At 71.7% G+C, this 17,097-nt stretch carries 16 protein-coding genes and 1 pseudogene; 7 read left to right on the top strand and 10 right to left on the bottom strand.

The window, feature by feature from the left end; genetic code table 11:
- Window positions 1-142: 142 nt before the first annotated feature.
- Window positions 143-1,030: a S1C family serine protease gene (locus IEY99_RS19330; protein WP_229798970.1), complete on the bottom strand. Its 888-nt coding sequence runs from the start codon at window positions 1,028-1,030 to the stop codon at window positions 143-145.
- Between the two features lie 357 nt (window positions 1,031-1,387).
- Between IEY99_RS19330 and IEY99_RS19325 the strand changes: the two genes are divergently transcribed.
- Complete coding sequence (locus IEY99_RS19325; protein WP_189205147.1) at window positions 1,388-1,702, top strand: hypothetical protein; 315 nt, start codon at window positions 1,388-1,390, stop codon at window positions 1,700-1,702.
- 499 nt (window positions 1,703-2,201) lie between these two features.
- Here IEY99_RS19325 and IEY99_RS19320 read toward each other — a convergent pair whose 3' ends face one another.
- On the bottom strand, window positions 2,202-2,723 hold the full coding sequence (locus IEY99_RS19320) for a GNAT family N-acetyltransferase (protein WP_189205145.1): 522 nt from the start codon (window positions 2,721-2,723) through the stop codon (window positions 2,202-2,204).
- A gap of 242 nt (window positions 2,724-2,965) precedes the next feature.
- Window positions 2,966-3,856, bottom strand: a pseudogene (locus IEY99_RS19315) (ribonuclease Z); the annotation flags it as partial.
- 440 nt (window positions 3,857-4,296) lie between these two features.
- Here IEY99_RS19315 and IEY99_RS19310 point away from each other — a divergent pair.
- Window positions 4,297-4,830: a hypothetical protein gene (locus IEY99_RS19310; protein ID WP_189205143.1), complete on the top strand. Its 534-nt coding sequence runs from the start codon at window positions 4,297-4,299 to the stop codon at window positions 4,828-4,830.
- Between the two features lie 4 nt (window positions 4,831-4,834).
- Here IEY99_RS19310 and ppk2 read toward each other — a convergent pair whose 3' ends face one another.
- The 5 genes from ppk2 to IEY99_RS19285 all read right to left on the bottom strand — a co-directional run bounded on the left by ppk2 (window position 4,835) and on the right by IEY99_RS19285 (window position 9,025).
- Window positions 4,835-5,836 carry a polyphosphate kinase 2 gene (gene ppk2 / locus IEY99_RS19305; RefSeq protein WP_189205141.1) on the bottom strand — a complete coding sequence of 334 codons (1,002 nt, stop codon included), beginning with the start codon at window positions 5,834-5,836 and terminating at the stop codon, window positions 4,835-4,837.
- 40 nt (window positions 5,837-5,876) lie between these two features.
- Window positions 5,877-7,304 (bottom strand): CYTH and CHAD domain-containing protein, encoded by a 1,428-nt coding sequence (locus IEY99_RS19300; RefSeq protein ID WP_189205139.1) that lies wholly within the window; start codon window positions 7,302-7,304, stop codon window positions 5,877-5,879.
- 131 nt (window positions 7,305-7,435) lie between these two features.
- Window positions 7,436-7,753, bottom strand: a complete 318-nt coding sequence (locus IEY99_RS19295) for a hypothetical protein (RefSeq protein WP_189205137.1) — start codon at window positions 7,751-7,753, stop codon at window positions 7,436-7,438.
- A gap of 149 nt (window positions 7,754-7,902) precedes the next feature.
- Window positions 7,903-8,562, bottom strand: coding sequence for a peptide-methionine (S)-S-oxide reductase MsrA (gene msrA, locus IEY99_RS19290; protein WP_189205135.1), 660 nt, complete (start codon window positions 8,560-8,562; stop codon window positions 7,903-7,905).
- A gap of 49 nt (window positions 8,563-8,611) precedes the next feature.
- Entirely contained in the window at window positions 8,612-9,025 is a 414-nt protein-coding gene (locus IEY99_RS19285) for an HIT family protein (RefSeq protein ID WP_189205133.1), read from the bottom strand.
- Between the two features lie 24 nt (window positions 9,026-9,049).
- Here IEY99_RS19285 and IEY99_RS19280 point away from each other — a divergent pair, with 24 nt between their 5' ends.
- From IEY99_RS19280 to IEY99_RS19265, 4 genes are all read left to right on the top strand, one after another.
- Window positions 9,050-10,201, top strand: coding sequence for a cystathionine gamma-synthase (locus tag IEY99_RS19280; RefSeq protein WP_189205131.1), 1,152 nt, complete (start codon window positions 9,050-9,052; stop codon window positions 10,199-10,201).
- A gap of 26 nt (window positions 10,202-10,227) precedes the next feature.
- Complete coding sequence (locus tag IEY99_RS19275) at window positions 10,228-11,595, top strand: amidase (protein WP_189205130.1); 1,368 nt, start codon at window positions 10,228-10,230, stop codon at window positions 11,593-11,595.
- Window positions 11,596-11,631: 36 nt separating this feature from the next.
- Window positions 11,632-12,837, top strand: coding sequence for a threonine ammonia-lyase (ilvA, locus tag IEY99_RS19270; RefSeq protein WP_189205129.1), 1,206 nt, complete (start codon window positions 11,632-11,634; stop codon window positions 12,835-12,837).
- A 61-nt stretch (window positions 12,838-12,898) separates the two neighbouring features.
- Window positions 12,899-14,134, top strand: coding sequence for a M48 family metallopeptidase (locus tag IEY99_RS19265; RefSeq protein WP_189205128.1), 1,236 nt, complete (start codon window positions 12,899-12,901; stop codon window positions 14,132-14,134).
- 471 nt (window positions 14,135-14,605) lie between these two features.
- On the opposite strand, the gene greA is transcribed toward IEY99_RS19265, so the two are convergent.
- Window positions 14,606-15,100, bottom strand: a complete 495-nt coding sequence (gene greA, locus IEY99_RS19260; RefSeq protein ID WP_189205127.1) for a transcription elongation factor GreA — start codon at window positions 15,098-15,100, stop codon at window positions 14,606-14,608.
- Window positions 15,101-15,399: 299 nt separating this feature from the next.
- Entirely contained in the window at window positions 15,400-15,819 is a 420-nt protein-coding gene (locus IEY99_RS19255) for a DUF4307 domain-containing protein (protein WP_189205126.1), read from the bottom strand.
- A gap of 110 nt (window positions 15,820-15,929) precedes the next feature.
- Between IEY99_RS19255 and mca the strand changes: the two genes are divergently transcribed.
- Window positions 15,930-16,811, top strand: coding sequence for a mycothiol conjugate amidase Mca (gene mca, locus IEY99_RS19250; RefSeq protein WP_189205125.1), 882 nt, complete (start codon window positions 15,930-15,932; stop codon window positions 16,809-16,811).
- Window positions 16,812-17,097 lie beyond the last annotated feature (286 nt).

Genomic DNA, 17,097 nt, shown 5'->3' with positions numbered 1-17,097 from the left:
GGGGTGGTGGGTACAGACCGCTGCTCCCGCCGAGGGCCGGGGCGGGCCGAGCAGGGCGCGGGGCGCCCAGAACGCTCGGCCCGCCCCGACGACCTGCGTGAGTGGTCCGGCCCCGAAACCCCCTCGCATCGCGGACGCCGGTTCAGTCGAGTTCTGTGGGGACTGTGACGACGTCCACCAGAGCGTTTCTGCGGAGCAGAGTCATCGGGAGGTTCTTGCCGATGGCGGGGCCGAGCATGAGGCGCTGGAGGGCCTGGACGGTCTGGATCGGGGTGCCGCCCGCCGTGAGAAGGATGTCGCCCAGGTAGATGCCGGCGAGGCCGGCGGGGCTGTTCGGCACCACCTCGACGACGCGGAGGCCGAGTTTCTGGCCCAGGCGGTCGGCCAGGGGTGGGGGTAGGGGCACCGGGAGGCCGGCGACGCCGAGCCAGGCTCGGCGCACCCGGCCCGAGGTGACCAGTTCGCCGATGATGTGGCGCGTCGTTCTGTTGACGGGGACGGCGAGGCCGAGGCCGTAGCCGGCCACGGCCGTGTTGACGCCGACCACGGTGCCGGTGGCGTCGGCGAGGGCGCCGCCCGAGTTGCCCGGGTTGAGGGCCGCGTCGGTCTGGATGACGTCGTCGATGACGCGGACCCGGCGGCCGTCGCGGGCGGGCAGGGAGCGGCCGAGGCCGGAGACCACCCCGGCGGTGACCGAGCCGGCGAGGCCCATCGGGTTGCCGACCGCCACGACCAGTTGGCCGATGCGCAGGCCGTCGGCGTCGCCGAGCGGTGCGGCCGGGGCGCCCGCCCGGTGGACGCGGACGACGGCGAGATCCGAGAGCGGGTCCGCGCCGGCCACGTCGAACCGGGTCTCGGTGCCGTCGGCGAACGTGGCGGTGCCACCCGTGGCGCCGGCCACCACGTGGGCGTTGGTGATCAGGAACCCGTCGTCGGTGAAGGTCACCGCCGAGCCGGCGCCGGAACCCCGGGCGGTGCGAACGCTGAGGGCGGCGACGGACGGCAGAAGTGCGGCGGCTACTCCGGTCACGACACGGCTGTAGGCATCAAGTGCCCGGCCTTCGACATCCGTGTGTTCGGTATCCATGGCACTACCAACATCGGCGGCGGCCGCATCGATGTCCGTCCCCCGTCCGCCCCTGGCGAACAGCCCCCCGTAATTCTCCTTCGCCACCAGGCCGATGCACTACATGGCTCGAGCGCGACCAGAGTCGCACTGCGCCCTCCTCATCGGCTCCCAGGGGCGCAGTGCCCGCTGAGCGAAGCGAAGCCATGGAACAGTCACGGATAGTTGCGGGGGTCGCACACTCAGTCCGACCGGCGGTTCGGTGCCCGGGGTTGTATGGGGTACGACAGAGCTACGCATCCGGACGGAGGTTCGTAGAACATGGTCATCGTCGACCAGGCCGCGTCGGCCGGCATCGTGGACCGGTTGCTCTGGCAGGATGCCCAGCGGATGCTCGGCCGTCACGCCGAGGCCAGTCACGACGGCAACTGCGTCTGGTGCGGGTGGCGGTGGCCGTGCGCACCCCGGCGCATCGCCGAACGAGCCGATGCCGCCTCCCGGCGCCCGTGGCGCGAGGCGTGGACGCTGCGCCACGACCTCAACAGCCTGCGGGACGTCCCCGGTGTCTTCGACGACAACCGGGTCCGCCGGGAGATCCGCAAGACCGACGAGCTCAACCGAGGCCGTTTCGACTGATCGACAAGGCGTCGAGCGGAAGCGTGACCGTCCCCCGGCAGACCCGCTCCCGCGACGCCTCACCGCGGTGACACCGCCGTAGCCCCGCCAGCACGCGGTGTCCCGCACCCCGGACCCGCCCCGCCGATCGACCGGCACGCCTCCGCCGGTCGGCGCCTCCGGCCAGGCGCACAACCCGGTAGGGGCGGGCGCGGTAGGCGGGAGTGCGTGACCACAGGTTCCCCCGCATTCACTCGGTCACGCGCTCCCGCCCTCCCTCCGCTCGCACGGCCAACGTGGCGTGGCACTCGGACAGTCCCCGGTCCTGCCCAGCGCCGCACAATGGAATGCCATCCGCTCAGCGCATGCGGTGCGCCCTCTGAGCCAGGGCGTGCCCTCTGAGCCACGGCGTGCCGTCTGAGCACGCGGCGCCTCAGAGCACCCCGGCGCGGTCAAAGCACGCGGCGCGCTCGCAGCACACGGCACGCAGCACGCGGCGCGCTCAGCGCACGTGACCCCGTCAGCGCGGCACGTGAGGAGCTCGGAGCGGGCGCGAGTAGCGCAGCATGCGGACGGTGTCGCAGCCCATCGAGTCGGTGCGGGAGACGCCGTCGGCCGTCCAGCCGCCACGCTCGTAGAAGAGCCGGGCCCGGGCGTTGCCCTCCAGCACCCACAGCACGGCCCGGTCGGCGATGCGGGCGAGCGCGGGCAGCGCGTCGCGCATCAGCGCCCTGCCGACTCCGGTGCCGACGAACTCCGGCGCCGCGTGGATCACCGAGAGCTCGGCGAGGCCGTCCTCGGCGCTCGGCCCGAGATAGGAGAAGCCGGCCAGCTCGCCGTCGACGGTGGCGACGGTGAGCCGGTGCGTGTCCCGTTCCCACTTCCAGCGTTCCGTCCACCACTCGCCCATGGCCGCCGGGCTGCCGAAGGAGAGCGCGGCGGGGGAGAGCAGGCCGGCGTAGGCGGTGGCCCGCGACCGGTGGTGCAGCTCACCGATGCCGGCGAGATCCGTGTCGGCCGCGGGCCGCAGCAGCACGCTCATGGACCGGTCCGGGTGGGAAGTGCGGGCGTCTCACCGGCGGCATGACCGGGATCGCCTGCCTCGTGGCGTGCGAACGCCGGCTCCGGCCGGTGCGGTTCGGCTGCTTCCTGGTGTGCCGGCGCCGGCTCCGGCCGGTGCGGTTCGGCTGCTTCCTGGTGTGCCGGCGCCGGCTCCGGCCGGCGCGGTTCGGCTGCTTCCTGGTGTGCCGGCGCTGGTTCCGGCCGGTGCGGTTCGGCTGCTTCGCGGCGGGGCGGCACCGGTACCCGCATCAGGTCCTCGGCGAGCACGATGTCGCCGTCGAACTCCGCTCGGGCCTCGTCGAGGAAGCGGGTGCTGTCCCCGTACCGTTGGGAGAAGTGGGTGAGCAGGAGCGTGCGTACCCCCGACTGGCGGGCCACCGACGCGGCCTGGCCCGCGGTCAGATGGCCGACCTGCGCGGCCATCGCGGCGTCTTCCGCGAGGAACGTCGACTCGATGACGAGCAGATCGGCGCCTTCCGCGAGCGCGAAGACGTTGTCGCACAGGCCGGTGTCCATGACGAAGGCGAACCGCTGGCCCGGCCGCGGCGCGCTGACGTCGTCCAGGGTGATCCGGCCCGACCGGCCGGTCCGCTGCAGCTCGCCGATGGCGGGTCCGGCGATGCCGTGCGCGGCGAGCAACGCGGGGATCATGCGGCGGCCGTCCGGTTCGGCCAGGCGGTAGCCGTACGTCTCGATCGAGTGCCGCAGCGGCAGCGCGGTGAGCGTGCCCGCGGCCGTCTCTGTGCGGTATCCGTCGCCGACCGGCTCCTCGACGAGCTGCGCGACGTCGTAGAAGCTGGTCGCGTGCCGCAGCCGGGTGAAATAGTCCCGGCCGCCGGCGGGGTAGTGCACGTGCACCGGATGCGGCACCCGGTCGAGCGAGATGCGCTGGATGATGCCGGGCAGGCCCAGCGCGTGGTCGCCGTGGAAGTGCGTGATGCAGATGCGCCGCAGCGGCGTGACGGCCAGCCCGGCCATGAGCATCTGCCGCTGGGTGCCCTCGCCCGGGTCGAAGAGGATGACCTCGTCGTCCCAGCGGAGCAGGTAACCGTTGTGGTTGCGGTGCCGCGTGGGCACCTGGCTCGCCGTCCCGAGGACGGTCAGCTCACGCATCGCCTGCGTTCCCCCGCCAGTGAAGCGCCCGGGGAGTCTCCCCGGAAATGAAGCGACCCCCGGGGACTTCCACGCGCCGTGGCGGAGCGTGGTCCGGTCGGACAAGGCCGGATCCCCGGGGGTCGGGTGGCTGTCTGGTATTCGCCGTACCGCTGCCACACGGTCTCGACGTCCTGCAAGAAAATTTCTACGAAGCTGTCGAGGACAGCGGCTAGCGGACAGCCACCTCACGAGTCCCGTTGCTATACAACTTCGGACCACCTCCCTTCACGTGTAAGGCCACGGTAGCGATCCGTGAGGCCGTCGACAACGTCTTATCGGTCACCTGCGGAGCGGGAATAATCCGCCGGGCAAACCGGTCATTCCGGGCTCGTGCCGCCGGGTGCCGGTGCCGGATCGACGATCATGCAATTCTTGACCGGCCGATCGAAGGGGAAGACATGGACGCCTTGACGAAGACGCTGGCCCGGCTCTCCGGAGCGCGGGTGCATGGCCTCCATGTCCCCGCTTACCTCGACGGGAAGACGCCGGTCGCGCGGGCCGTGACCACCTCCTACACCCTCTACTTCGAACTGGACGAGGGCTTCCTGCGGCTCACGTGGGTCGGCAGCGGCGGCGGTCTGCAACTGGCGGTGGCGTCCGAGGCCGTCCGCCCGGACTGCTGGGATGAGGACGACGATTTCCTCCTCGCCTCGATCGGAGAACTGTTCTTCGACAACGGCGGGAGCGCACCGCTCATCACCCGCATCCGGTACGCGACGAACGCCGAATCGGACCCGGACCGCGGCATCGTCCGCTGCGCCGAGTTCCAGCTGGGCCTGCAGAACCGGCTGTTCTGCGACCCGAGCTGGGTGCCCGGCATCCGCCTGTCGACCTCCGGCGGGTACGAGCAGTGGCAGCGCGAGGACCGCGACCGGGAGCGTGACCTCCACGGGTTCGTGCACGAGCACGTCTGGGAGCCCGCGCGGCGCTGAGCCCTCAGAGCCGTGGGAACACCCGCGGGGAGAGCTCGGTGCCCTCGACCGCCAGGGAGGCCGGGCCGACGATGTGGGGATCGGGGGTGCCGACGATGTCCGGGTCCTTGTCGTCGTACTTGAAGCGGTGCAGGACGTGCCGCATGGCCTCGAGCCGGGCCCGCTTCTTGTCGTTGCTCTTCACGACGGTCCACGGGGCGTCGGCGGTGTCCGTGTAGAAGAACATCGCCTCCTTCGCCTCGGTGTAGTCGTCCCACTTGTCCAGCGATTCGAGATCCATCTTCGAGAGCTTCCACTGGCGTACCGGGTCCACCTGGCGGATGGCGAAGCGGGTGCGCTGCTCGCCGCGGGACACGGAGAACCAGAACTTGACCAGGTGGATGCCCGAGCGGACGAGCATCCGCTCCAGGTCCGGGGCCTGGCGCATGAACTCGAGGTACTCGGCGCGGGTGCAGAAGCCCATGACCCGCTCGACGCCGGCTCGGTTGTACCAGGAGCGGTCGAAGAGCACGATCTCGCCGGCCGCCGGCAGGTGCTTGATGTAGCGCTGGAAGTACCACTGGGTGCTCTCGCGCTCGTTCGGCTTCTCCAGCGCCACCACGGACGCGCCGCGCGGGTTCAGGTGTTCCATGAAGCGTTTGATCGTGCCGCCCTTGCCCGCGGCGTCGCGTCCCTCGAAGAGGATCACCAGGCGCTCGCCGGTGGCCTTGCACCAGTTCTGGAGCTTGAGCAGCTCGATCTGCAGCAGGCGCTTGTCGTGCTCGTAGTCCGTGCGGGCCAGGCGGGAGTCGTACGGGTAGTCCTCGCGCCAGGTGTCCACCGGCTTGCCGTCGGCCGTCAGCAGCACCGGGTCGTCGTCATCGTCGTCGGCGACCCGGTAACCCTCCAGCTCGCTGATCGGCCCCTGGTACGGAGCGGTCCGCACGTCGTCCCGGGCCCCTTCCCGGGCCTTTTGATCATCGTGGGGCTGCGGGTCGTTCTGGGACTGCTGTTCCTCGGCCTCCATGAACAGGCTTCATACCCCGTCCGGGGCGGTGCCAACTCGCTCAGCCGAGCCAGCGCCGCAGCTTGCCCTTCCGCGAGCTCCTGATCACCCCGGGCAGCTCGTGGAACGTCTCCTCCCCGATCCGCTCCTGGCGGGCGTAGAGGATGCCGTAGGCGAACGCGTCCGGCGCCGTCCGCGCCACGTCGCGCAGCACCTCGCGGGCCACGACGGAGTCCTGGTGCGCGCCGAGGACGTCCTGCAGCGAGGTGAGCGCCGAGACCAGTTTCCTGCCCGGCTTGCCGGCGGCGGGCGCGATGACCTCGACGGCGTACCGCGCCTGCTTGTACTTCTTGCGGGCCTCGTGCAGCTCCGCGTCGACGCCGTCGCTGACGGCCGTGTCGAGCAGCGCGTCGGCCCGGTGCAGCACCTTGCGGGCGCGGCGGCGGGCGCTTGCGGCCCCGGGGCGGGCCTCGTCGAGCAGGGCGTCCGTCGCGTCGAGCAGGGCCAGGTAGCGGTCGCTGTCCAGGGCCTCGGTCAGCGCCTGCCGCCCGCGTGCGACGTCGTCCTCCAGCTTCTCGCGGACCCGGGCGGCCACCTCGGGAAAGCTGTCGGCCGCGGCGGCGAGCTTCTGCCGCAGGACCTGGCCGTCGCGGACGTCGCCGAGGCGGTGCGCGAGCCATTTCAGCTCGCCCTTGAGGGACTCCGCCCGCTCCGGATCGAAGGAGGGCCGGAAGGTCTTGAGCGTGCTGCGCAGGCGCCGGGTCGCCACGCGCATCTTGTGCACGGCGTCGGGGTCGCCGGCCCGGACCGCCGCGTCGTGGGCCTCGATGGCGTCGCGCTGCTCGCGCGCGTACCCGAGGACGGGGTCGCTCTTGCGGGCCTTGCCGGGCCGCGGCGTGCGGAGGCGGTCGCCGAGCGCCCGGGCCAGCTTGGACGGCCCGGCGGCGGGAGTGGCGCCGGCCGCCCGCAGCAGTCCCTCCACCGCGTCGAGCAGCTCGGGCCCGCCGTCGACCAGCTCGACCTCGATCTCCTGCCAGCGCTGCGGGTCGCCGCCGGCCTCCGCCTCGACCTCGTCCTGCGCGACCAGGGCGAGCGTACGGCCCTCGGCGTCGCACAGCGACGTCTCCACCCGCCGGGTCCGCAGCGTGGCCACCGGCCGCAGCGGACGGGTCCGCACGATGGTGCGCACCTCGGCGGCCAGCTCGGCCGGGACGTCGTCGCCGTCGGTGAGGGGAAGCCGGTGTTCGGTGCGGTCGGAGCCCTCGCCGGGGGTCTTGAGATGCCACCCGGCGTCCGTGCCGCCGGTGCGCCGCCGCAGGGTGCGTTTGTTGCGGGCCAGCCGCAGGTCTTCGGTGTCGAAGTACGTGGCGTCGAGCTCGTGCGTCTGGGGCTCGCCGCTGCAGCTCACGCCGCCCGCGCCGGTCAGCGGGGGCAGGGTGAAGCCGGCGGGCACGTCGTACTTGCGTTCTGACTCCGTCGCGCTCTGCATCGGCCAAGTCTGGCGGATCCCCGGCGACTCAGCGACCTCTCAGGAAAGCGACGCACCCTTGCCGCAGGCTCCTGGAGGGCTCGGCCCCCGTCCCCCCGTGCGGGTGTCGGGCTCTCCAGGGCCGATGGCGCTCAGACCCGGGCCTCACCGCGGCTGCGCAGGTAGTGGGCCCGGGAGTAGTGCGCCGCGGCGGCGTTGTAGTACATGGTGGCCAGCGACACGTGGAAGCTGTTGTCGGTCAACGCATTCTTCGCGTTCGCCGTCTCCGACCAACGGATCTCCGCGTCGGACTCGCTGATCCCGCGTCGCGCGCACCGCAGCCGGGTCATCTCCTTGCCGATCCGCCACGTCTCCAGGGCGGTCTCCGCCTGCCGCATCATGGCCCGCGCCTTCTCGATGAGGGATTCGGCGAGAACCCAGGCGGCGCGTTCCTCCTCGTTGTTGAACATCGGACACCTCCCGAGGGCTACCTCCCGAATTGTCGGTCCATTCAGTGTGTGAGATGCCTTCGGCGGCTGTCGATCTTTTCCACCCGCACGGGTTACGGCCGCCGTCCCAAACGCCGACGGCGGCCGTACATTGCCTGCTCAGATGCGGATCAGGAGGAGCGCGCCACGCCGACCGGGCAGGTCATGCCGTTCGGGCCGTGGTTGCAGTAGCCGCCCGGATTCTTGCTGTCGGACAGGTACTGCTGGTGGTAGTCCTCGGCGTAGTAGTACGCGTCCAGCGGCTTGATCTCGGTCGTGATCGTGCCGTGGCCCGCCGCCGTCACCACCGGCTGGAAGGCCTCCAGCGACTCCCGCGCGATCCGCGCCTGCTCCGGCGTGGTCGTGTAGATCGCCGAGCGGTACTGGGTGCCCACGTCGTTGCCCTGGCGCATGCCCTGGGTCGGGTCGTGGTTCTCCCAGAACGCCTTCAGCAGGTCCGCATAGCTGATCTTCGACGGGTCGTAGACGACCTGGACGACCTCGGCGTGCCCGGTCCCGCCCGAGCAGGTCTCCTCGTACGTCGGGTTCCTGGTGGTGCCGCCCGCGTACCCGACCGACGTCGAGTGCACGCCCGGCAGGCGCCAGAAGATGCGTTCGGCGCCCCAGAAACAGCCCATGCCGAACACGGCGGTCTCGAAGCCGGCCGGCCACGGACCCTTCAGCGGCGTACCGAGCACCGTGTGCGTGTCGGCCACCGGCATCTCGATCAGGCGGCCCGGCAGGGCCTGGTCGGGGGTGGGCAGCTCGAGTTTCTTGTGTCGCAGGAACACGGTGTCTCCCTTCATCCGCCTGGGTGCAACGCCGTCCGGGCGGGGATCCTTACCCGAGCACGCCGGCTATCCGGGAAGCGTAGGAGGCCGCCTCCTCGTCCGAGTCGTATTTGTGCCGCGGCCAGAAGAACCCGCGAAGTCCGTCCCCCTTCGTCCGCGGCACGACGTGGGCGTGCAGATGCGGCACCGACTGCGACACGATGTTGTTCATCGCGACGAACGTGCCCCGGGCGCCCGTCGCCTCCGGGACCGCGGCGGCCACCCGCTGGACGAGGGCGAAGAAGCCGGGCAGGAGATCCTGTCCGAGGGCCGCCAACTCGGGTACGTGCGGGCGCGGCACCACCAGCACGTGCCCCTTGAAGACGGGCCGGATGTCGAGGAAGCCGACGCCCTCCGGCGAATCCACCACCTTGAACGCGGGAACCGAGCCCGCCACGATCGCACAGAACAGGCAGCCGGGCATGGGCGCAGACTAGCCTTGCCCCTCATGACGGGTAACGAGTACGGCTTCGACACACTGGCCATCCACGCCGGGCAGGACCCGGACCCCCGCACGGGTGCCGTGGTGCCGCCGATCTACCAGACCAGCACCTATGCCCAGGACGCCGTCGGCGCGCCCCGGCTGGGCTACGAGTACAGCCGCTCGGGCAACCCGACCCGTGACGCCCTGCAGGAATGCCTCGCCGCGATCGAGGGCGGCCGGCGCGGCCTGGCGTTCGCCAGCGGGCTGGCCGCGGAGGACACGCTGCTGCGCACGGTGTGCCGTCCCGGCGACCACGTGGTGATCCCGGACGACGCGTACGGCGGCACCTTCCGGCTCTTCAGCAAGGTCGCCGAGAACTGGGGCCTCGCCTGGACCGCGGTGGCGCTGCACGACCTCGACGCGGTCCGGGCGGCGTTCCGCCCCGGCCACACCCGGATGATCTGGGCCGAGACGCCCACCAACCCGCTGCTCAACGTCGCCGACATCGCCGCGCTGGCCGGGCTCGCCCACGAGTACGACGCGATGCTGGCCGTCGACAACACGTTCGCGTCGCCGTACCTGCAGCAGCCGATCGCCCACGGCGCCGACGTGGTGATCCACTCCACGACCAAGTACCTGGGCGGGCACTCCGACGTGGTGGGTGGCGCGCTGGTGACGGCCGACGACGAGCTGGGCGAGCGGCTCGCCTTCCACCAGAACGCGATGGGCGCGGTCAACGGGCCGTTCGACGCGTGGCTGACGCTGCGGGGGATCAAGACCCTCGGCGTACGGATGGACCGGCACTGCGACAACGCCGAGCGGATCGTCGCGTACCTGGACGGCCACGCCAAGGTCGGTCAGATCCTCTACCCCGGGCTGGAGTCGCATCCCGGACACGAGATCGCGGCCAAGCAGATGACGCGCTTCGGCGGCATGATCTCGTTCCGCGCCAAGGGCGGCGCCGAGCAGGCCATCGAGGTATGCAACCGGACGAAACTGTTCGTCCTCGCCGAGTCCCTCGGCGGCGTCGAGTCGCTCATCGAGCACCCGGGGCAGATGACACACCTCAGCGCGGCGGGCTCCCCGCTTGAAGTACCCGCCGATCTCGTGCGACTGTCTGTCGGCATCGAAACCGTTGACGATCTGCTCGCCGATCTGGAGCAGGCGCTCGGCTGAGGTTCCACAGACAAGCGGAGAGGGCCATGGACAACCTGGCGACCACATGGGTGGGTGCCACGGCGAAGCAGATCTCCCGTGCGGTGCGCCGTGGCGACACGACCGCCACCCAGGTCGTCGCCGACCATCTCGAGCAGATCGCGATCTCCGAGCCCGCGCTCGGCGCGTTCCGCGTGGTGCGCGGCGGCGAGGCGATCGTCGAGGCGGAGAAGGTCGACGACCAGGAGGACCTGGCCAACCTGCCGCTCGCGGGCGTACCCGTCGCGGTGAAGGAGAACACCCCGGTCGCGGGCCTGCCGACCTGGCACGGCTCCGCGGCCGCGCGGACGCCGGTGGCCGAGGAGGACCACGAGGTGGTCCGCCGGCTGCGCGGCGCCGGCGCGGTCGTCGTGGGCGTCACCCGCATGCCCGAGCTGGGGCTGTGGGGCACCACCGACGACGCGGAAGGCGCCACCCGCAACCCCTGGTCGCTGGACCGTACGGCGGGCGGCTCGTCCGGTGGTTCGGCCGCGGCCGTGGCCGCCGGACTGGTGCCGATCGCGCACGGCAACGACGGCCTCGGCTCGCTGCGCATCCCGGCGGCGTGCTGCGGCCTGGTCGGCCTCAAGCCGGGCCGCGACGTCATCCCGCGCGACGTCGGCCGCGACGGCTGGATGGGCCTGGTCGAGAACGGCGTCCTCGCCACCACGGTCGGGGACGCCGCCCTCGGCTTCCACGTGCTCGCCGGGCGCACCCCGGCCAAGCTCACCCCGCCGGGCAGGCTGCGGGTCGGCGTCGCGTTGCGCTCCCCGGTCCAGGGGGTACGCCCGGACGAGCCGAACCGGGCGGCCGTGGCGACCGCGGCGAAGCTCCTCGTCCAGGCCGGGCACGACACCGTCACCGCCGAGCCGGGCTATTCCACGGTGCTCGGCGTGACCGGACTCCTGACCTGGTTCGCGGCGGCGTACCGGGAGGTGGAGGCCGCGGGCATCGACCCGGCGGCGCTGCAGCCGCGCACCCGGCGCCACGTCCGGCTCGGCGGGCTCGCCTGGAAGCGCGGCTGGGTACGGCAGGAGCAGCGCGACGCCTGGCGCGCCCAGAGCATCGACTTCTTCGCGGACCGCCGCATCGACGTGCTGCTCACTCCGGCCCTGGCGGCGACGCCGCCGCCCGCCGTCGGTCACGCGACCGGCCGGTGGCGGCGCAACATCGTCGACAACATCCGGTACGCGCCGTACGCCGCGCCGTGGAACATGGCCGGGCTGCCCGCGATCGTGGTGCCGGTCGGCATGCGACCGGACGGGCTGCCGGTGGGCGTGCAGATCGTCGGGCCGCCCGATTCCGAACTGCTGCTGCTGTCGATCGCCGGTCTGCTGGAGGTCGCCAACCCGTGGCCCCGGCACGCCTTCGTGTGAACTGTCCGCCCGCGCCGCTGTGGCACGATCTCTGCCATGGCTGACCTGCTATCGCTTGCCGACGTCGAAGCCGCGCGGGCACTGCTCACCGGCGTCGTCCGGACCACACCGCTGGAGCACTCGACGCACCTGGGAGCCTGGCTCAAGTGTGAGAACCAGCAGCGGGCAGGCTCGTACAAGGTGCGCGGGGCGTACACCCGCATCGCCCGGTTGTCGGAGGCCGAGCGCGCCCGCGGCGTGGTCGCCGCGAGCGCCGGCAACCATGCCCAGGGCGTGGCGCTGGCGGCCGGCCTGCTCGGCGCCAAGTCGACGGTCTTCATGCCCCAGAACGCCCCGCTGCCCAAGGTCGCGGCGACGAAGGGGTACGGCGCCTCGATCGAGTACGCGGGCACCACCGTCGACGACGCGCTGCGCGCGGCCCGCGCCTTCGCCGAGGAGACCGGCGCGGTTTTCATCCACCCCTTCGACCACCCCGACGTCATCGCCGGTCAGGGCACGGTGGGCCTGGAGATCCTCGACCAGTGCCCGGACGTCGGCACGATCGTCACGGCGGTCGGCGGCGGCGGGCTCATCTCGGGTGTGGCGGTCGCGGCCAAGGCGATGAAGCCGGACGTACGGATCGTCGGCGTCCAGGCGACCGGCGCGGCCGCGTACCCGCCGTCGCTGGCGGCGGGCGCCCCGGTGACCCTCACGTCGCTGGCGACGATCGCGGACGGCATCGCGGTGATGCGCCCCGGCGACCTCACCTTCGCCCACGTGCACGACCTGGTCGACGACGTCGTCACGGTGACCGACGAGGACCTCTCCGCGGCGCTGCTGCTCATGCTGGAACGCCACAAGATGGTGGTGGAACCGGCCGGCGGCGCGGCGGTGGCGGCCCTGCTCGCCGGCAAGGTCGACCTGGAACCGCCGGTGGTCGCGATCCTCTCCGGCGGCAACATCGACCCGATGCTGCTGATGCGCGTCATCGAGCACGGCCTGGCGTCGGCGGGACGTTTCCTGCGCCTGTCGGTGCAGACGGGCGACCAGCCGGGAGAGCTCGCGCGGCTGCTCACCCAGATCGCCGAGCACCGCGCGAACATCGTCGACGTGCTGCACTCGCGCCACAACCCCCGGCTGAGCTTCGGCCAGGTGGAGGTGCAGCTCTCGGTGGAAACCCGGGGGCCGGACCACTCGGCGACGCTGATCGGGGCCCTGCGCAGCTCCGGCTACGCCATCACCCTTTTGTCGGGAACCCCCTGACCTCCCCCTGTCCGGTTGTGGGACAGCGGCGAAGGGGCAGGATGCGGCAAACTCTCGAGCCGTGATCACGTCCTGTCCCCGCTGCGCGACCGCCCTGTCGACCGCCCGCGGCGCCGAGCCCTGGTGCCCCCGATGCGAATGGGGCCTGGCCGCGTTCGAGCCGGACCGGCGCCACCCGGAGATCGGCTGGCGCTGGGCGGACCGGGCCACCCACCGGATCGCCTGGCGCCTGAACGAAAGCCAGTTCCGCGCGCTGGCGCACGGCCCGCTCGCACCCCGCACGTTCACCATGGCCCGGGCAGCGATCATGGCGCTCGCCGTGGTGATGCTGCTGTGCGTCGCCGCAGCCGCCGCCGCGGGGATCTGGCTGATCACGTACGACTTCCCGCGCTTGACGATCCTGCCCGGCGTCGCGCTGCTGGGCCTGGCCGTGGCATTGCGTCCCCGCTTTCCCGGCCCGGGCGAGGCTCAGGTGCTGTCGCCGGAGGAGGCGCCGGAGCTCTTCGCCCTGATCGAGCGGGTGGCGGCGGCCACCGGAGCGCCGGTGCCGCACATCGTCGGCGTCGACTCGTCGATCAACGCGTACGCCACCGCGGTGGGCATCCGCCGGCGCCGCGTGCTGGTGCTGGGCGTACCGCTGTGGGCGGCCCTCGACCCGCAGGAGCGGGTGGCCCTGCTCGGCCACGAACTCGGCCACTTCGTCAACGGTGACGTCCGCCGGCTCCCGCTGCAGACCATGGCGCTCACGACGCTCGGCGAGCTCGCCAGCCTGACCCGGCCGTACCTGCCCCGGGGAAGCGGCCTGTACGACCTGATCGTCGGCGCCGCCCAGTGGGTGTTGTTCCGCGTGGTGCGGGCACTGCACCTGCTCGTGGTGTCGCTGAGCCAGCGAGACTCCCAGCGCGCCGAGTATCTCGCGGACGCCCTTGCCGCGCGGGCGGCAGGCACCCCGGCGGCGGTGCGCATGATGGACATGTTCCTCGTCACCGACGCGCTGGAGACGGTGATCTGCCGCGAGGCCCGAGCCCGGCGAGCGGGTGCCGCCTGGCGGGAGGCGGCGGACACCGTACGCCGGAATCTGGCCGGGTCGCTGCCCCTGCTGCGCCAGCTGAGCCGGCGGGAGGAGGCTTCGCTGTTCGCGTCGCATCCGCCGACGGGACTGCGCGCCGCGATGCTGCAGTGCCGTCCGCACCTGCCGGCGGAGGTCACGCTGACCGAGTCGCAGTCGGCCCGCATCGACGAGGAGATCGCCGGGCCGATGGAACAGGCCCGCCGCGACCTGGCCGCCGCCCACTAGCCGCACAGCCTGGCGAGCGCCCATGAGTCGCACAGCTTGGTCGGCGCTTATGAGTCGCACAGCTTATGAGTCGCAGAGCCTGGCGGGCGCCTACGAGTCGCACAGCCTGGTGCCCAGTAAGCCGCACAGCCTGGCGGGCGCCCACAAGCGGCACAGCGTGGCCGGCACCTACTGGCCGCACCGCGGTTCGGCCGGCCGGTCTTGCGCGCACGGGGTCGGGCCGTCTGGTCTCGTGGCCGCGCTTGGGTTGGCCGGCAGGCTTTCGGGGCGGCGCGGCTAGCTGGCCGGCCGGTTTCGAGGCGTGCTCGATTCCGGCCGCGCTCCCTTCGAGACGAGCCGGCGTCGCTCTTTCTGGTCAGGGCCGCACTGCTTCTCGCCCGAGGGAGACGCCGTGGGGGCGCGTCGGTGTTGCGCGCGCCCCCGTCCGCGGTGTGCTCCGGTGGGCGGATGCAGCGGGGTCCGGTGGGCGGATCAGGCGCCGAACGGTGAGAAGTCGACGACGGTGACCTTGATGTCCGCGCCGCTGGGGGCGGTGTAGGTCACGGTCTGGCCCTTGGCCGCGCCGAGGATTGCCACGCCGAGGGCCGACTCCGGGCTGTACACCGTGAGGTCGGTCGTCGAGGCGATCTCCCGGGAGCCGAGGAGGAACTTCTCCGTGTCGGTCTTGTCCTCGTCGAAGTAGATCGTCACGACCATGCCCGGAGCGACCTTGTCGGCCGTCGGGGCCTCGCCGACCTCGGCGTTGCGCAAGAACTCCTTCAAGTAGAGGATCCGGCCTTCCTGCTTGCCTTGCTCCTCACGGGCGGCGTGGTAGCCGCCGTTCTCCCGCAGGTCGCCCTCCTCGCGGCGGGCGTTGATCTCGGCGGCGATGGCCGGCCGGGCTGCGATCAACTCGTCGAGCTCGGCCTGCAGCCGGTCGTAAGCGTCCTGGGAGAGCCAGGTCTTCGACGCTTCTGAACTGGTCACAGACTCTTCTCCTTGGGGCGGGACAGGCGTACGGAGCGAATCACCTAGCTTACCAGCGGTGTGCCTGCGGCTGGTTCGCTCGATAACGCACGGTGAACGGTTGATCCGCGGGCGGATCCTTTGCGGCGCCGGAACTCGCCGGCGGGCGCCGGTGCGTTCCTATCTTTTGTAGCGTGCGGGTCCGACAGTTTCCGCCCGGTGGCGGCCGCTGAGCCGGACGATGCGACGGAGGCCTGCGCGCCGCGGCCGAGGCTTCCCTGCTCGCCGAACAGCCGTTTCGTCCCGGTGGGCGGGCGGCGTCAGGCGGCTGGGCGGCAGCGGAGGACCTCGCCGACGAAGGCCTTGGCGGTGGTGGGCACGACCTCCGATGCCTCGATCGTGCTGCCGCCGGCGGCCGCCCGTACGGTCACTGTCCGGATGCCGACCTGATTGCCCGCATAGTCACGCGCCCGCAGGTCGCAGGTCGCCGCGGCGCCGGCGGGCACCCGTACGGTGAAATCGATGGTTATCTGGGTTTCTGTCGCCCCGGTCCATCGGATGATCTGGGCGTCGTAGTGCGGGCTGCCGTATTGCTGGTAGAGGCGGACGGCGAGGGTCACCGCGACGACCGCGACCACCACGGCGAAGATCACGGGTACGAGCAGACGTCGGCGACCGTCGCGGCGCCGGCCGTAACGACCCGGCGGGAATACCGGCGCTGTGGCGCGCGTCTCGCTCACCAGGGGGCCTCTCCTGCGAAAAGTGTCGGTGCCATCGGCCAGAATGGCCGTGTCCATCTTCGCAGCCGGAGCCGGGCCTGCGACAACAGGCCCGGTCGAGGGAGAGATCAGTGGCTGAGCAGTTGCGTCTGATGACGGTGCACGCGCACCCCGACGACGAGTCCAGCAAGGGCGCGGCCACCATGGCCCGCTACGTCGCCGAAGGCGTCGAGGTGCTGGTCGCCACGTGCACGGGCGGGGAGCGCGGCAGCGTGCTCAACCCGAAGATGGACCGGCCCGAGGTGCTGGCCGACATCACGAACATCCGCCGCCGGGAGATGGACCGCGCCCGCGAGATCCTCGGCGTCAAGCAGGCCTGGCTGGGCTTCGTGGATTCGGGACTGCCCGAGGGCGATCCGCTTCCGCCGCTGCCCGAGGGCTGCTTCGGCCTGGTCGACCCGGCCGAGGGCGCGATTCCGCTGATCAAGCTGATCCGTGAGTTCAAGCCGCACGTGATGACCACGTATGACGAGAACGGCGGATACCCGCACCCGGACCACATCATGTGCCACAAGATCTCGGTGGTCGCGTTCGAGGCCGCCGGCGATCCGGAGAAGTACCCCGAGCTGGGCGAGCCCTGGCAGCCGCTGAAGCTCTACTACAACGCCGGCTGGAGCCGGGCGCGGATGCTCGCGCTGCACGAGGGCATGCTGGCCGCCGGCCTGGAGTCGCCCTACGCGGAGTGGCTGGAGAAGGCGCAGGACCGGCCCGACCGCGGCGACAAGATCACGACGCGGATCGAGTGCGGAGAGTATTTCGAGATCCGTGACAACGCGCTGCGCGCCCACGCCACGCAGGTGGACCCGGACGGGTTCTGGTTCCACGTGCCGCTGGAGCTGCAGCAGAAGGTGTGGCCGACGGAGGACTTCGAGCTGGCGCGCTCGCTGGTCGACAGCCCGGCGCCGGAGTCCGACCTGTTCGCGGGCATCCGCGAGTCCGTCGAGGTCGGCTGACACCGAGCCGTCGCCCCCGTCCCGCGCGTTGCTCGCGGGCTGGGGCAGAGATGTAGGTCTGCGTGCGCTGCCTCCGAGCGGGGGCGGATCCTGGTTCCCGTGCGGTGCCCGGGATCGGAGGGAATCCTCGTCGTCGTGCGCTGCCTGGCCGGGTGAAGCTCGGCGCCGGCCCGCCTGGTCAGCGTTTCGCGTCTCTGCGTCAATTGGCGGCTTGTCGGGATTTGTCATCGTCTGGGCATGGATGGCTCAGTCGGTGCTGCAGGCGCTTGTGCGGTGTTTGTAGGCG

Origin of the sequence: Couchioplanes azureus, from assembly GCF_014648355.1 — a bacterium.
Taxonomy (GTDB): domain Bacteria; phylum Actinomycetota; class Actinomycetes; order Mycobacteriales; family Micromonosporaceae; genus Actinoplanes; species Actinoplanes azureus.
The sequence above is the reverse complement of the archived record's forward strand: the minus strand, read 5'-3'. Positions and strand labels throughout refer to the sequence as shown.

Coding starts and splice junctions, on each gene's coding strand:
- IEY99_RS19310 (WP_189205143.1), top strand. CDS start 4,297: ATGGACGCCTTGACGAAGACGCTGGCCCGGCTCTCCGGAGCGCGGGTG.
- IEY99_RS19300 (WP_189205139.1), bottom strand. CDS start 7,304: ATGCAGAGCGCGACGGAGTCAGAACGCAAGTACGACGTGCCCGCCGGC.
- IEY99_RS19280 (WP_189205131.1), top strand. CDS start 9,050: ATGACGGGTAACGAGTACGGCTTCGACACACTGGCCATCCACGCCGGG.
- IEY99_RS19320 (WP_189205145.1), bottom strand. CDS start 2,723: ATGAGCGTGCTGCTGCGGCCCGCGGCCGACACGGATCTCGCCGGCATC.
- ppk2 (WP_189205141.1), bottom strand. CDS start 5,836: ATGGAGGCCGAGGAACAGCAGTCCCAGAACGACCCGCAGCCCCACGAT.
- IEY99_RS19325 (WP_189205147.1), top strand. CDS start 1,388: ATGGTCATCGTCGACCAGGCCGCGTCGGCCGGCATCGTGGACCGGTTG.
- IEY99_RS19295 (WP_189205137.1), bottom strand. CDS start 7,753: ATGTTCAACAACGAGGAGGAACGCGCCGCCTGGGTTCTCGCCGAATCC.
- IEY99_RS19285 (WP_189205133.1), bottom strand. CDS start 9,025: ATGCCCGGCTGCCTGTTCTGTGCGATCGTGGCGGGCTCGGTTCCCGCG.
- ilvA (WP_189205129.1), top strand. CDS start 11,632: ATGGCTGACCTGCTATCGCTTGCCGACGTCGAAGCCGCGCGGGCACTG.
- IEY99_RS19275 (WP_189205130.1), top strand. CDS start 10,228: ATGGACAACCTGGCGACCACATGGGTGGGTGCCACGGCGAAGCAGATC.